We start from the raw sequence: 14,417 nt of genomic DNA, 5'->3' as shown, positions 1-14,417 counted from the left end.
ACCGGAAGGAATCACCCGCGGCCGGGGTCGAACGAGCGAGAAGCGGGCAGAGTGTCAGTACCACTTGTGTGGACCGCCCGAGACCCCGGTGCGTCAGGCGTCGGTCTCCGTGCCACGCCGGCATTTTCCCTTCGCGAGGTTGCTCGTCCCTCCTGAGGTGAGCCGTGGGTACACCCGAGGTTCCTTTCGGTCTGCAGCACTACACGGTGGACGGTTCGGTCGTCCTGCAGTTCTCCGGTGAATTGGACATCTGGGCCAACACCGTGCTCTCGCCGCATGTGGTGCGCCAGTTGGACAGGCCGTGCCCGCGCGTCATCGTCGACCTGCGTCCGACGACCTTCCTGGACGCGGGCGGACTCCGGTTGCTCGTCCGCATCCACAAGCAGGTCACCGCGGCCGGCGGGACACTGCGGGTGGTGCTCGGCCGGCCCCGCGTCCGGCGCGTCATACGTCTCGCCCGTCTCGAACGGGTCTTCACCGTCCTCGACGGCTTCCCTGCCTCGCTCGCGGCCCCCGGCGAGGACGACGGCTCCGGCCCCGCGCCGCCCGAGCAGCCCTCGGCCGTTCGGCCCGGTTGACGCCGGGTACGCGGCTTTTCGAAGCGCAATTCGACGGCCGTAGCGGCCACTCTCCGGGCCGGCCGGGCCTCCATCCTGTTCAGCGGGGACATCCCCGGCGTACCGGTCACGAACGGCGGACGCCCCGCCCGGTCTGCTCCCGGACGGGCAGCAGCCCCCGGCGGCCGGCACGGCCTGATGTCCGGCACGCCATGAGGCCCGTGCCGTCCGATCGGCTTTCGCGCGCTCCGGCCGTGTCCGGCGCCGGGAGCCATCACCCGAAAGACATGGCGTACCGGAAGACAGGGACGGCCGGAAGACAGGGAGGGTTTTCTCCGTCAGGCAGCAGACACCGGAGCCGCGCGGACACACTGGACGGTAGACGTGGAGGAGACACGCGGATACCTGCTCAGCAGGGAGAGTGAAGCCCAATGATCATCGAACTGGCTGTCGAGCGAGTGCAGTTCACCTGCGGGCATTGCTGGCACGAGTGGAGCACCGACTACGACGTCCAGCAGTACAAGGACGCCGAGAACGGCGAGTGGGAGTACTTCTCCCGCGACGGAGTGGCCGTGGCCTCTCCGTACACGCCCGCCGGAGCGCCGCCCTGTCCGCAGTGCGGTCGCCGCTGGGTCGGCCGCATCATCGCCCGCCGCCCCATACCGCCACCACCCGGCCCCGCCGGCACGCCCCGCCAGCGGATCGCCGGTACCGCGGGACACCGTCCCGAACGCCACGGCGCTCCCCTCCTGGGCGCCGACGCCCACGCCCAGCCCGGGAAGCTCCCACCGCCCGACGGCGGACCGCACACACCTGACAGCGCGTCAGCCGAGCCAGCCCGCACCGGTTGGTAACGGGGACCGTCCATGAGCGGCACCGGAGTCACCATCGGTGCCGCTCACGTCGGCCGGGGAGCGCGCGGTAATCCGGCCGTGCCCGCGGTCTGCCGCAACAACAGACAGCAGTGCGGCCCCCGTTGGCCGCCCTTCGCCCGGCATGCCTTCGACACCGGCTGCACCTTGCTCCGCAGCCAGACACACAGCCGGCAGCAGAAGCTCACCGGCCGCGACACCCATGCCGTCAACGGAACGGCCGACGGCCCCTCCTCCCGGCCCTGGGCCTCCCTCCCCGGCTCCTGGGTCTTTCATGGGCCGGACCCTGAGACTCCTCTAGGGCTCCTCGCGGATGAGCTGGGCGGCCATCCGCGGCCACAGAGTGGGCAGTTCGGGTGCGCGTCGGAGCCAGTCCCTGGTATTCACTCCGGCCACCAGTCCTGCCGCCCACAGCGATGCCAGCAAGCGGATGGCCAGCATGGTCTGCTCACGGTCCGCATCAGGGGCCCGGCGCCGGACGGCCACGGTCGCCTGCTCGAGGAGTGAGGGATCGAGCCGTGCGCGGATCTCGGTTCCGGCTTCGGTGAGGACCCCCGAGTAGATCGCCAGGAACACGCAGCCGGCCTCCACGTCCTTCGCCAGCCCGGCCCGTGCCTGCCCGGCGAGCCGGGCGATCAGGGTCAGCTGGTCTTCCAGACGACGCCGAACAAGGCGACCAGTTCCCATCCTTCCCGCCCTTGCGCCGCTGGACGAACCAGCATGCGCCTCTGCAAGGGACGGAGTGGTCGGCCACTTCGGGGCCGCGCACCCGTCGGCGGACAGTCCTTCGCCTCAGCTCCACCGGGTCCGCCTTCACATGCTGACGTAGAGCCGTACGCTGTCGCGGGGCTGCTTCACTCAGCCGTACTGTCTCGGGTTCGCTGGTAGTGCCGGCGGGCCTTCATCCGGTTGCCGCACACGGCCATGGAGCACCATCGGGCCCTGTTGGTCTTGCTCCGATCGAGCAGAAACAGACGGCACTCCGGGTTGGCGCACGGGCGCAGCCGACCGGGCTTCGCCTCCTGCAGCGCGCTCCACGCCAAGACCGCTTCCACCGCCAGTCGGCGCTCCACGGGGGCGTCCAGTTCCCAGTCCACTCCCCCAGCGGAAATGCGCGGTCGGCGGCACACGCCCTTGAGGAGCGGGGCCAGTGACGTAGCCGGGGCATCGTCGCGCAGTACGGCCTGCAGGGCGTCGCGCGCCCGCACCAGATGCCGGAGCTCCTCGTCGCTGCCGGTGCCGCCATGCGCCCGCTGCCACGCCGCGGCCGCTTCGGCGTCCGCCAGCTTATCCCGGGGCGCACCGTTGACCACCGGCGTGGTGTTGAGGAGTTCCAGCAGAGTGTCCTGCTGCCCTGGATCAACCACTGCTGACACCTCTCCACGTCTCCTAACCGGATTGGCTCATCTGAGAGGTTACACGAGGGGGCGAATACGCGGCACCCTCTCGATCAATCCTAACCATACACATGGCATTGACAGGTTAGCCCGAGCATGCTCGACTGTGCATGTAACCATCAAAGCCCGATAGAAGGGTTAGGCGCATGCCTCGACTCACATCCCCCGCCGTCCACCACCGCACCACCACCGTCAACGGCATCGAGGTCTTCTACCGGGAGGCAGGCGACCCGAAGGCGCCCGCAGTGACCCTCCTCCACGGCTTCCCGACCAGCTCGCACATGTTCCGCAACCTGATCCCGGCACTCGCCGACCGCTACCACGTGATCGCCCCCGACCACATCGGGTTCGGCCAGTCCGCGATGCCTCCGCTGCAGAACTTCCCGTACACCTTCGACGCCCTCACCGAGGTCACCGCCGGACTGCTTCAGCAGTTGGGCATCGACAGGTTCGCGACATACGTACAGGACTACGGTGCCCCCATCGCCTGGCGGCTCGCCCTCCAGAACCCGGAGCGGATCACCGCGATCATCACTCAGAACGGCAATGCCTACGAAGAGGGCTTCGTGAAGTCCTTCTGGGACGACCTCTTCGCCTACGCCGCGACCCCGGGGCCGGACACCGAGGTTCCCATGCGCAAGGCGCTGTCCCTTGAGGCCACTCGCTGGCAGTACGTGACCGGTGTCGCCGATCCGAGCCTGGTCAGCCCGGACAACTGGATTCACGACCAGGCCCTGCTGGACCGGCCGGGCAACGACGAGATCCAACTCAAGCTCTTCCGCGACTACCCCACCAACGTGGACCTCTACCCGGCCGTCCACCAGTACTTCCGCGACTCCCAGGTGCCACTGCTGGCGGTCTGGGGTGCGGGCGACGAGATCTTCGGCCCCGACGGTGCCACGGCGTTCCGCCAGGACCTGCCGAATGCAGAGATCCATCTGCTGGACTCCGGGCACTTTGCCCTGGAGAGCCACCTCGACGCCATCGCCGGGTTCATACGCGACTTCCTGGCCCGCGCCCTGGCCTGACGCGCAGGGCATGGCGGCAGCGGTTGTGGCCGCGGCGACCGGGGAGCCGCACGCCTCTCGTGCGCCGCGGCCGGTGCGGGCGATTCATGGGAATGGTTGACGCTCTACCCCGCCATCCTTATCCTGAACTCCGCGTTCATTATTCGAACACCGTGAGGGCTGCGCCGGTCACCCCCGATGACCGTGCGCACGCTCTGCCTCAGCAAGACGTCCCTGGCAAGCCCGTACTCACGACTTCGGAGAGCGGACAATGCGGATCGCTGAAATCCACGTCTACCGGCACGAGCTGCCGGTCCTCAACGGCCCTTATCGGATGGCCCATTCAGAGGTCCGGTCCTTGTCCACGACACTGGTCAAGCTGGTGGCCGACAACGGACTCGTCGGCTGGGGCGAGGCCTGCCCGGTCGGCCCCGCCTACGCCGAGTCGCACGCCGCCGGGGCCGTCGCGGCACTGAGTGAGATGGCGCCGGGGCTGCGCGGCGCCGAGGTGCTGCCGGTGCCGTTGCACCGGCGCATGGACGGCCTGCTCCACGGTCACCACTACGCCAAGGCCGCCATCGACATCGCCGCCCACGACCTGCTGGGCAAGCACTTCGGTGTCAGTGTGTCCGACCTGCTCGGCGGCGCGGTGACGGATCGCGTGCCGTCCTACTACTCCACCATTGTCGGCGCGCCGGACGACACCGCCCGCGTCGCGGCGGAGAAACTCGCCGAGGGGTATCCGCGGCTGCAGGTCAAGGTCGGCGGGCGGCCGGTCGAGGAGGACATCGAGGCCGTACGCAAGGTCTGGGAGGTCATCCGCGGGTCGGGGATGCGGCTGGCGGTGGACGGCAACCGCAGCCTGACCAGCCGCGATGCGCTGCGGCTCAGCCGGGAGTGTCCGGACATCCCCTTCGTCATGGAGCAGCCCTGCAACACCGTCGAGGAACTGCAGAGGATCCGTCCGCAGGTCGGCCACGGCATCTACATGGACGAGAACAGCACCAGCCTGAACACGGCGATCACCGCCGCCGGCACGGGACTGGTAGACGGCTTCGGCATGAAGGTCACCCGCCTCGGTGGGCTGCATCCCATGCGCGCGTTCCGGGACCTGTGCGCCGCACGGAACCTGCCGCACACCTGCGACGATTCCTGGGGCGGCGACATCATCGCCGCGGCCTGCACGCATATCGGCGCGACGGTGGCGCCCGAACTCCTCGAAGGCGTCTGGCTGGCGGCCCCGTACATCGACGGACATTACGACCCGGAAAACGGGGTCCGCATCGAAGGCGGCTACATCAAGCGCCCGCAAGGCCCTGGCCTGGGCATCGAGCCCGAGGAAAGCCTCTTCGGCGCTCCGGTGGCCTCGTACTGACGGGCAGGGCCGCAAAGCAGGCACCGAGCCTTGTCAGCCGGGCCGGCAACTCTTCCGAAAACGAGGAAAGGTGAGTGTTTCGTGGATCTCGGACTGGCCGGCCGGGTCGCGGTGGTACCCGGCGCGACCTCGGGACTGGGTGCGGCGGTCGTGCGCGCGCTGTCCTCCGAAGGCGCGCACGTGGCGTTCGGCGGTCGCCGGGTGGAGCCGGCCGCGCGACAGGCGGCGGAGCTGCCCTCGGCGGTGGGCATCGGAGTGGACATCACCCACCCGGACGGACCGCGCTCCCTCGTGAACGCTGCGACGAGCCGGTTCGGGCCGGTGGACGTGCTGGTGCTCAACGGAGGTGGGCCGGCACCCAGTACCGCGGCCGGGATGAGCGCCGAGGACGCGCTGGAGGCCGTACGGCTGCTGGTGACCGGGCACATCCGACTGGTCGAGGCGGTGCTGCCGGGCATGCGTGAGCGCGGCTGGGGGCGGATCATCGCGATCGGCTCCAGCGGGATTCAGGAACCGATCGCCGGGCTCGCGGCCTCCAACGTGGGCCGCGGCGCGCTGGCCGGCTATCTCAAGACGCTGGCAGCGGAGGTCGCGGCGGACGGGGTGACGGTGAACATGGTGCTGCCCGGCCGGATCGAGACCGACCGCATGAAGCAGGTCTACGGAGCCGTCTCCGAACGCCAAGGCATCCCCGAACAAGAGGTGCGCGACGCCTCCCGCGCGGAAATCCCGGCCGGCCGGTTCGGTACGCCCGAGGAGTTCGCCGCGGCCGTCACGTTCCTGGCCGGTGCCCAGGCTTCCTACATCACCGGTGAACAACTCCGCTGCGACGGCGGCCTGGTCCGCGCGTACTGACACGTCCGGCCGGCGCGCACCCGCCTCCCGGCTTCGCCCTTCGGAGGAAGCTCTGCCGACGGCCCCTCAACTCCTAGCAAAGGAACGGTCCTTGCCGCCCAAGACGCTGCCCGACACCATGTCCGCCGTGCTCCTGACCGGTCACGGTGGGATCAACAAGCTGGAGTACCGCACCGACGTTCCCGTCCCGTCCCCGCAGCCGGGTGAAGTGCTCATCGAGGTGGGCGCCGCCGGGATCAACAACACCGACATCAACACCCGCATCGGCTGGTACTCGAAAAAGGTGACGTCCGAGACCGAGTCCGGCGGCGCCCAGGGCTTCGAGGCCGTCACCGACGAGGACCAGGCCACCTGGTCCGGCACCACCCTCACCTTCCCGCGCATCCAGGGCGCCGACGTCTGCGGCCGGATCGTCGCGGTCGGGGAAGGGGTGTCCGCCGGGCGCATCGGCGAGCGCGTCCTGGTGCGCACCATGCTGCGCGGCCCGGTCGACTTCGCGCCCTACGCCTGCTGGACGTACGGCAGCGAGTGCGACGGCGGCTTCGCACAGTACGCCACGGCGCCGGCCGCCGACACCTACGCGGTGGTGAGCGACTGGAGCGACGCCGAGCTGGCGGCCGTCCCCTGCGCGTACTCCACGGCCGAGAACATGCTGCACCGGGCCGGTGTCGGCGCCGAGCACGTACTGATCACGGGCGCCTCGGGCGGCGTGGGGCTCGCCGCCGTGCAGCTCGCGAAGCGGCGCGGGGCCACCGTCACCGCCGTCTGCTCGGCCGCCAAGGCCGCCGACGTGCTGGCTCAGGGCGCCGACCGGACCCTCGACCGCGGCGCCGACCTCGTCGCCGAGCTGGGCGCGGGCTCCGTCGACGCCGTCGTCGACCTGGTGGTCGGGCCGCAGTGGCCGTCCCTGCTGGACGTGCTGCGCACCGGCGGCCGGTATGCCGTCGCCGGGGCCATCGGCGGCCCGGTCAGCGAGATCGACCTGCGCACCGTCTACCTCAAGGACCTCACCCTGTACGGCTGCACGTTCCAGCCCGACGCGGTCTTCGAGAACCTCGTCTCCTACATCGAGCGGAACGAGATCCGTCCCGTCATCTCCGCCACCTTCCCCCTCGCCGAGATCGCCACGGCGCAGGAGGAATTCCTGAGCAAGAAGCACACCGGAAAGCTCGTTCTCGTACCGCCGGCCACCGGGCAGGACCGCTGACCTTCCGTACGCACGTGAGGAGACCGCAGCCATGAAGATCAGCCAGATCGAGCTCTTCCAGGCCGACCTGCCCTACTCCGGCGGCACCTACCTGCTCTCCGGCGGCCGTACCTACACCTCCTTCGACGCCTCCATCGTCCGTATCACCTGCGACGACGGCACGCAGGGCTGGGGCGAGTCCACACCGTTCGGCGCCACCTGGATCGCCTCGCACGCACGCGGCGTACGGGCCGGCATCGAGGAGATCGCCCCGCATCTGCTGGGCCGCGATCCGCGGCAGAGCGACCGCCTCAATGACGCGATGGATGAGGCGCTCACCGGCCACAACCATGCCAAGACCGCGCTGGACGTGGCGTGTTGGGATGCCTTCGGCAAGTCGGTCGGGCTTCCGGTGGCCGAGCTGCTCGGTGGCTCGACCGGCGTGGGCATGGCGCAGATGTCGTCCATCCACGCCGGTGACCCGGAGGAGATGCGGGCACGCGTGGCCGACCATCGCGCCCGCGGCTACCGTTCCCACTCCATCAAGATCGGTGCGGCCGAGGAGGAAGGCGGCCCGTCGCTGGACGCCGAGCGCATCGCCGCCAGCCTCGCCGACTTCCGCCCCGGCGAGTTCTTCCTCGTCGACGCCAACAACGGGCTGCTGCCCGAGTCCGTACTGCGGACGCTGCGCCTGCTCCCCGCCGGCCTCGACTTCACACTGGAGGCGCCCTGCGCCAGCTGGCGGGAGACGATGTCGCTGCGGAAGCGCTGCCCGTACCCGGTCATCATCGACGAACTGGGCGTGGAGGACGCCGACATCGCGTTCGCGGCCGCGGGCGACGTCGCCGACGGCATCGGCCTGAAGATCTCCAAGGCGGGCGGCCTGACCCGCGGCCGCCGCCACCGCGACATCGCGCGTGCCAACGGTCTTACCGTCTCGGTGCAGGACACGGTCGGCTCCGCGATCGCCTTCGCCGGCATCGTCCATCTCGGCGCCACCGTCCCGCCCCGGATGCTGCGCTCGGTCCTCAACTGCGCCGACATGGTGACGCTGAAGACCGCCGAGTTCGATGCGGTCGGCGCGGACGGGCTGGTACGGCCGCCCGCCGCGCCGGGCCTCGGCCTCGAGGTCGACGAGAAGGTACTCGGCGATCCGATCGCGTTGTGGACGCTGTGATGCGCTGAGGACGGCGGACCAGCCAAGCAGGGTACGGGCAAGCCCCCGGAGCAGCAGGCTCCGGGGGCTGTCGGCGCGGTCCCCGGAGTACTCCGAGGACGCCGCACTCGCGGGGCTATTCCGGAGCCGCCGAGCCCGTACCGATCGGCGCCGATGCCTCGCTCAGCAGCAGGCCCTTGGTCTCCGGGGCCAGGAAGTGCGAGACGACGCCGCCGGTCAGACTGATCACGGCGGCACAGAGCATCGCGGTCGCGACGCCCAGCCCGCTCACCACAAGCGGGAGCAGGAAGGTACCCGCCGCGGCGCCTACGCGGGAGGCGGCGGTGGCGAAGCCGACGCCCGCGCCCCGGATCTCGGTCGGGAACACCTCACCCGGATACACCCCGGTCAGCGCGGTGGAGACAGCGTTGGCGACGGAGAACACGATGAAGCAGGAGATGACGAGGAGGGGCGAGGCATCCGCCCAGAGGCCCACGGCGACCAGTGCCACCGCCGAGATCCAGAACGGCGGGACCGCCAGCTTGCGCCGCCCGACCCGCTCGATCAGCAGTACCGAGGTGATGGCCCCTGCCACCACGAAGCCGTTCAGGAGGAAGGCGCCCGACAGACCGTCCTTCATGCCGAACTCCTCCAGCACGATGGGGGCGAAGGCGCCGATGGCAAAGTACGGCGTGACGTTGCAGACCCAGAACACACTGCAGAAGACGGTCGCCCTGCGGTAGTCGCGCGAGAAGAGGGCGCGCAGGCCGTTGCTCCCGCCGCTGCCGGCGGCCTGTTCACCGAGGTCCCGCTGGTCCTCCTCGTCCATGAACTCGGCGGCCACCTGCCGCGCTTCCTGCGTACGGCCCTTGGACATCAGCCAGCGCGGTGACTCGGGCGTGCCCAGCCGCAGCGCGAGGATGATCAAGGTGGGCACGGTGGAGAGGCCCAGGATGACGTTCCAGTCGGCCGAGGCGGAGACGGCCAGGCCATAGCCGGTGGCGTAGGCGAGCAGATAGCCGACGTACCAGGCGACTTCCTGGACGGCGAGCAGCTTGCCGCGCAGCCGGGCCGGGGCGAACTCGGCGAGGAGCGGCCAGCCGATCGCGTAGTCCGCGCCGATCGCCACGCCCATCACTGCGCGGACGAGGAACAGCTGGATGACGTCACTGACGAAGAACTGGGCGACGGAGCCCGCCAGGAACATCAGTAGAGTCGCGGTGAACATGGGGCGGCGGCCAAGGCGGTCGGCGAAGTAGCCGCCGAGCGGGCCGCCGAGGAAGATGCCGATCAGGGTGGAGGCACCGATCAGCCCCTCCCACGTCGCGCTGAGGTGCAGGTCGTCGGAGATGGCGGGCATGACGACGCCGATGCCGCCGAGGATGAATCCGTCGATGAACATCCCGCCGGCGATCACCACACTGAGCTTCGTCAGGAAGCGGCGTTTCGCGGGCGGCAGGGGAACCGGCGGGCGGTTGCCGGGCAGGGTCGAGCGCGTGCTGATCTGAGTCACGGTGTTTCCCTCGTCCGGGGGCAGGAAGGCGCCGCTGCGGCACCGGGCGGTCCAGGAGGGCGGGAGCGCTGTGCTGCCGCGTCAATGAGGACGCCGCGGTCCGGGAGCCGTGCGGGCGGTGCGCGAGGCACGGCTTTCAAATTCCGAACGGCGTGTTCGGTAATCTTTGGACGCGGGGAGCTCCGGGTCAAGGGTCGTGCACCGGTCCGTTCGCCTTTGCGTTTGTAGGTGGTCGGCGTATTCGCATAGCGAACGCCATCCCTCACGTCAGGCCTCAGCCTCAACCCTCAGCCCGAACGAACGTCAAGGGATGTGACACCGCCGTACGTAGCCTCGCTTCCGGCAATGCCGAAAGGGGGCGGCACACCGGACCGCACAGCCGGTGTGCCGCCCCCTTCGGGCGTCGAGAGGCGTTCAGACGGCCTGGAACTCGACCTTGCCCAGGCCGTTGAACTCGGCCGTGACGACGGCCGCGCGCTGCAGCGGTACCGCCTCCAGGCAGCTGCCGGGCAGGATGACCTGGCCGGGCTCGAAGGCAATGCCGTACTGGGAGAGTTCGTTGGCGACCCAGGCGATGGCGGCGACCGGGTTGCCGAGGACGGCGGAGGCTGGCCCTGAGCCGACGCGCTCGCCGTCGTAGCGGAGTTCGCCCGTCATCGACGAGAAGTCGATCTCCCTCAGTGTCCTGGGCGTGGTGCCGAGGACGATGCCGCCGACGGAGCCGTTGTCGGCGAGGGTGTCACCGATCTGGATGCGCCAGTCGGTGAAGCGGGAGTCGATGATCTCGATGGCGGGAACGACGTACTCGGTGGCGCGCAGGACGTCCGCGACCGTGACGTGGGGTCCTTCGAGCCGGTCCTTGAGGAGGAAAGCCGGCTCGACCTCGGCGTACGGCTCGATGAACCGGTCGAGGCGGACGGGCAGGTTCTCGAAGTGGAAGTCGCTCGCGAGCAGGTGGCCATAGTCGGGCTGCCCGACGCCGAAGGCCTCCTGCATGACCTTGGCGATGTTGCCGAGTTTGTAGCCGACGAGGCGGTCGCCGGCCGCCGTCCGCCGCTGGACGTTGTGTTGCTGTACGGCCATGGCGTCGGCGAGGGTGAGGTCGGGGCGGGTGTCGGTGATCGGAGGGATCGCCTTGTGGGCCTGGCGGGCGGCCTCGATGGCGTCGGCGATCTCGGTCAGGTCGTGCTGCATGGGCTCACTTTCCGGCGATGCGGGTACGGGGAACGGGGTCGCAGCGTTTGGTGCGTGGTGCCGACGTGACGGTGAGCGGCTTGCCCTTCGTCTCCGGGGCGGTGAGCTGGGTGACGACGGCGCCGACGGCGCACAGCCCGGCGGCGACGACCATCGTCGAGCCCACGCCGATGGTGTCCAGGGCGACGGGTACGAGGAAGGTGCCGGCCGCCGCGCCGATGCGGCTGGTGGCGGTGGCGAGGCCGATGCCGGCGCCGCGGATGTCGGTGGAGAAGACCTCGTTCGGGTAGACGCCGGTGACCGCCGTCGACATCGCGTTGGTGTACGAGAACAGCAGGAAGCAGACGAGGATCAGCAGTGGGGACGCGGCCGGGAAGAAGCCGACCACCGCGAGCGCGGCGGCGCCCATCCAGAACTGCGGGATGACCAGCAGCCGGCGTCCGACCCGCTCGATCAGGAAGAAGGTGGTCGCGGCACCGGCGAGGGCGAGGCCGTTGACCCAGAGTGCGCCGAGGAAACCGTCCCCCATGCCGAAGTCCGCCAGGACGGTGGGTGCGAAGGAGGCGATGGCGAAGTAGGGGGTGACGGTGCAGAACCAGAAGACGCAGACGAAGGCCGTGACCTTGCGGTAGTCGGGCGAGAAGAGGCGCCAGAAGTTCGCCTTGCGGGTCTCCTCGCCGGCCAGGTCGGCGATCTCGTGGGCGTCCTCGAAGTACTCCTCGGCGATCTTCCGGGCCTCTTCGGTGCGGCCCTTGCTCATCAGCCAGCGCGGCGACTCGGGAGTGCCGGCGCGGGCGATCAGCAGGAGGACGGCCGGCACGGTGCTGGTGCCGAGGATGACCCGCCAGTCCAGGTCGAGGGCGTGGCCGATGCCGTAGCCGACGGCGTACGCCGCCAGGTAGCCCAGGTACCAGGCGACCTCCTGGAAGGCCAGCAGCTTGCCGCGCAGGCGGGTCGGGGAGAACTCGGCGAGCAGTGGCCAGCCGATCGAGTACTCGGCGCCGATGCCGATGCCCATGAGCAGACGTACGGCGAACAGCTGCCAGCCGTTCTCGACGAGGAGCTGCAGCACCGAGCCGGCCACGAACACCGCCATGTCCAGGGTGAACATGCGGGCGCGGCCGAACCGGTCGGAGAGGTAACCGCCGAGCGGGCCACCGAAGAAGATGCCGATGAGGGCCGAGGCGGCGATCAACCCCTGCCAGGACAGGGAGAGCCCCAGGTCCCTACCGATGGCGGCGTTGACGGCGCCGATGCCGCCGAGTACGTAGCCGTCCAGGAACATCCCGCCGGAGGAGATGCCGGCCAGGCGGCGCAGGAACCTCTTCCGTTTACGGTCGCTGGTCGGATCTTGCGGCGGGCTCACGATGGTGGCCGTCATCGGCGACTCCAACTTCGGTGGAACGAGTGGAACGAGGGGCCGTTGCGCGGCGGACGGTCGGAGACGGTGCTGGGGGAACGTCGGTACGCGCACGCCGGTGCAAGAAGGGCGGCCGGGCGGGGTGCACCGTTCGTCCCGAACGGAGCGTTCAAAAACCAGCCGCACTGCCGACCGAAAGCTTCCATGGGCTCCGGGGCGTGTCAAGAGGTGTGCACGCGGCCGCCCACAAGGGCGGCGGCCGACCGGTGAGCGCCCTCAGGACTGCGACCACCTGCGGGGAGACACGTAGGCAGACAGCCATCCAAGTCCCTTGACGCGGCCGCGAAAAGAGCTCGAATTTCTGTCCGCCGACGTCTTGACGGACTCGTCGGTCACTCCCACTATGAACGTGACGTTCGGAAATTGAACGTCATCACGGCCTCGCAGTCAGCGAGGAGCCGTGGGAGAGCTCCTCGCTCGCGCTCCGGGAGGGACACCATGAGCACACAGCCCCTGAAGCTTTTCGCCTTCGACGTCTGCGCCCCCGCGCACCTGACGGCCGGCTCCTGGCGGGACGCCGCCGACCAGGGTTTCCGCTACACCGACCTGAGCTACTGGACGGACACGGCGAAGATGCTGGAGGAGGCCCGGTTCGACGGGATCTTCTTCGCGGACAACGTCGGCTACCACGACGTCTACGGCGGCAGCCCGGACGCGGCGTTCCGCGACGCCGCCCAGTTCCCGATCAACGACCCGACGCTGCTGATCTCGGCGATGGCCTCGCACACCCGCCACCTGGGCTTCGGCGTCACGGCCTCGCTCACCTACGAGGCGCCGTACTCACTGGCCCGCCGCTTCTCCACCCTGGACCACCTCACCGGCGGCCGGGTCGGCTGGAACATCGTCACCTCCTACAGCGATGCCGCAGCGCGCAACTTCGGCCTGTCGCAGCAGATTCCGCACGACCAGCGCTACGACCTGGCCGACGAGTACATGGAGGTCGTCTACAAGCTGTGGGAGGGCTCCTGGCAGGACGACGCCGTGGTTCGCGACGCCGCGCATGCCACCTACATCGACCCGGCCCGTATCCACTCCATCCGGCACAAGGGCGAGTACTTCGACGTCCCCGGCATCCACCTGTGCGAGCCGTCCCCGCAGCGCACCCCGATGCTCTTCCAGGCGGGCACCTCCTCGCGGGGCATGAAGTTCGCCGCCGCCAACGCCGAGGCCGTCTTCGTCAACACCATGACGCCCGAGATGACCCGCCGCAGCGTCGACAAGATCCGTGCCTCGGTCGCCGAGGCGGGCCGCGACCCGCGCTCGGTCAAGGTCCTCGCGCTGCTCACCGTCATCGTCGCCGCGACGGACGCCGAGGCACAGGCCAAGTACGATGAGCACGTACGCAACGTCTCGTACGACGGCGCGCTGGCCCGCTTCGCCGGCTGGACCGGCATCGACCTCTCCGGCGCCGACCCGGACACGCCGCTGGAGCACGTCGACGTCGAGGCCTCCCGCTCGATGGTCGAGATGTTCACGAAGGCCGACCCGGACCGCAAGTGGACCACTCGCCAGGTCGCCGAGTTCATCGGCATCGGCGGCAGCGGCGCCGTGATCGCCGGGTCGCCGGAGACCGTCGCCGCGGAGATGCGCAAGTGGCACGAGGTCGCCGACGTCGACGGCTTCAACCTCTCGTACGCCACCAAGCCCGGCGGCTGGCAGGACTTCATCGAGCTGGCGCTCCCCGTCCTGCGCGACGAGGGCCTGGCCCGCACCGAGTACGACGAGGACGCCGCCACCCTGCGCGAGTCCTTCTACGGCGCCGGCCGCCGCTACACGCTCGACGGCCACCCGGCCTCGAAGATCCGCGCCGCCGCGCCCGGCACCGGAGCCGACTTCGCGAGCTGACCTTCGGAGGCCCGTTCCGCACGGACCGCCGCTCCCGTAC

The 14,417-nt window shown here is 69.8% G+C and carries 13 protein-coding genes; 8 read left to right on the top strand and 5 right to left on the bottom strand.

Annotation, left to right across the window (positions count from 1 at the left end; all coding sequences use genetic code 11):
- Nucleotides 1-164 precede the first annotated feature (164 nt).
- Nucleotides 165-578: an STAS domain-containing protein gene (locus C3486_RS02800; protein ID WP_103830910.1), complete on the top strand. Its 414-nt coding sequence runs from the start codon at nt 165-167 to the stop codon at nt 576-578.
- Between the two features lie 410 nt (nt 579-988).
- Nucleotides 989-1,411: a hypothetical protein gene (locus C3486_RS02795; RefSeq protein ID WP_103830909.1), complete on the top strand. Its 423-nt coding sequence runs from the start codon at nt 989-991 to the stop codon at nt 1,409-1,411.
- A 315-nt stretch (nt 1,412-1,726) separates the two neighbouring features.
- Here C3486_RS02795 and C3486_RS02790 read toward each other — a convergent pair whose 3' ends face one another.
- Together C3486_RS02790 and C3486_RS02785 are read right to left on the bottom strand one after the other, a co-directional pair.
- Nucleotides 1,727-2,116 carry a hypothetical protein gene (locus tag C3486_RS02790; protein WP_103830908.1) on the bottom strand — a complete coding sequence of 130 codons (390 nt, stop codon included), beginning with the start codon at nt 2,114-2,116 and terminating at the stop codon, nt 1,727-1,729.
- Between the two features lie 167 nt (nt 2,117-2,283).
- Nucleotides 2,284-2,796: a CGNR zinc finger domain-containing protein gene (locus C3486_RS02785; protein WP_103830907.1), complete on the bottom strand. Its 513-nt coding sequence runs from the start codon at nt 2,794-2,796 to the stop codon at nt 2,284-2,286.
- A 176-nt stretch (nt 2,797-2,972) separates the two neighbouring features.
- On the opposite strand from C3486_RS02785, the gene C3486_RS02780 reads away from it, so the two are divergent.
- The 5 genes from C3486_RS02780 to C3486_RS02760 all read left to right on the top strand — a co-directional run bounded on the left by C3486_RS02780 (nt 2,973) and on the right by C3486_RS02760 (nt 8,426).
- Nucleotides 2,973-3,854 (top strand): alpha/beta fold hydrolase, encoded by an 882-nt coding sequence (locus C3486_RS02780; RefSeq protein WP_103830906.1) that lies wholly within the window; start codon nt 2,973-2,975, stop codon nt 3,852-3,854.
- 250 nt (nt 3,855-4,104) lie between these two features.
- Complete coding sequence (locus C3486_RS02775; protein WP_103830905.1) at nt 4,105-5,208, top strand: mandelate racemase/muconate lactonizing enzyme family protein; 1,104 nt, start codon at nt 4,105-4,107, stop codon at nt 5,206-5,208.
- An 81-nt stretch (nt 5,209-5,289) separates the two neighbouring features.
- Entirely contained in the window at nt 5,290-6,063 is a 774-nt protein-coding gene (locus C3486_RS02770) for an SDR family oxidoreductase (protein WP_103830904.1), read from the top strand.
- Between the two features lie 91 nt (nt 6,064-6,154).
- On the top strand, nt 6,155-7,270 hold the full coding sequence (locus tag C3486_RS02765; protein WP_258052555.1) for an alcohol dehydrogenase family protein: 1,116 nt from the start codon (nt 6,155-6,157) through the stop codon (nt 7,268-7,270).
- A gap of 31 nt (nt 7,271-7,301) precedes the next feature.
- Nucleotides 7,302-8,426: a mandelate racemase/muconate lactonizing enzyme family protein gene (locus tag C3486_RS02760; protein ID WP_103830903.1), complete on the top strand. Its 1,125-nt coding sequence runs from the start codon at nt 7,302-7,304 to the stop codon at nt 8,424-8,426.
- Between the two features lie 115 nt (nt 8,427-8,541).
- Here the strand turns inward: C3486_RS02760 and C3486_RS02755 are convergent, their stop codons facing one another.
- The 3 genes from C3486_RS02755 to C3486_RS02745 form a co-directional block, all read right to left on the bottom strand.
- Nucleotides 8,542-9,918, bottom strand: coding sequence for an MFS transporter (locus C3486_RS02755; protein ID WP_219822173.1), 1,377 nt, complete (start codon nt 9,916-9,918; stop codon nt 8,542-8,544).
- A gap of 414 nt (nt 9,919-10,332) precedes the next feature.
- Complete coding sequence (locus C3486_RS02750; protein WP_103830902.1) at nt 10,333-11,112, bottom strand: 2-keto-4-pentenoate hydratase; 780 nt, start codon at nt 11,110-11,112, stop codon at nt 10,333-10,335.
- 4 nt (nt 11,113-11,116) lie between these two features.
- A complete protein-coding gene (locus C3486_RS02745; RefSeq protein WP_103830901.1) occupies nt 11,117-12,493 on the bottom strand; it encodes an MFS transporter in 1,377 nt (458 codons plus the stop codon).
- A gap of 477 nt (nt 12,494-12,970) precedes the next feature.
- On the opposite strand from C3486_RS02745, the gene C3486_RS02740 reads away from it, so the two are divergent.
- Nucleotides 12,971-14,377: an LLM class flavin-dependent oxidoreductase gene (locus C3486_RS02740; RefSeq protein WP_103830900.1), complete on the top strand. Its 1,407-nt coding sequence runs from the start codon at nt 12,971-12,973 to the stop codon at nt 14,375-14,377.
- The last annotated feature ends 40 nt before the right edge of the window (nt 14,378-14,417 follow it).

The sequence above is a fragment of the Streptomyces sp. Ru73 genome (genome assembly GCF_002920575.1).
In the GTDB taxonomy this organism is placed as follows: Bacteria; Actinomycetota; Actinomycetes; order Streptomycetales; family Streptomycetaceae; genus Streptomyces.
This window is presented reverse-complemented; position numbering and strand designations above follow the sequence as displayed.

What these genes read in the sequence shown, in the direction of transcription:
- C3486_RS02795 (WP_103830909.1), top strand. Translation starts at nt 989, where the DNA reads ATGATCATCGAACTGGCTGTCGAGCGAGTGCAGTTCACCTGCGGGCAT.
- C3486_RS02745 (WP_103830901.1), bottom strand. Translation starts at nt 12,493, where the DNA reads ATGACGGCCACCATCGTGAGCCCGCCGCAAGATCCGACCAGCGACCGT.
- C3486_RS02775 (WP_103830905.1), top strand. Translation starts at nt 4,105, where the DNA reads ATGCGGATCGCTGAAATCCACGTCTACCGGCACGAGCTGCCGGTCCTC.
- C3486_RS02760 (WP_103830903.1), top strand. Translation starts at nt 7,302, where the DNA reads ATGAAGATCAGCCAGATCGAGCTCTTCCAGGCCGACCTGCCCTACTCC.
- C3486_RS02750 (WP_103830902.1), bottom strand. Translation starts at nt 11,112, where the DNA reads ATGCAGCACGACCTGACCGAGATCGCCGACGCCATCGAGGCCGCCCGC.
- C3486_RS02790 (WP_103830908.1), bottom strand. Translation starts at nt 2,116, where the DNA reads ATGGGAACTGGTCGCCTTGTTCGGCGTCGTCTGGAAGACCAGCTGACC.
- C3486_RS02740 (WP_103830900.1), top strand. Translation starts at nt 12,971, where the DNA reads ATGAGCACACAGCCCCTGAAGCTTTTCGCCTTCGACGTCTGCGCCCCC.
- C3486_RS02780 (WP_103830906.1), top strand. Translation starts at nt 2,973, where the DNA reads ATGCCTCGACTCACATCCCCCGCCGTCCACCACCGCACCACCACCGTC.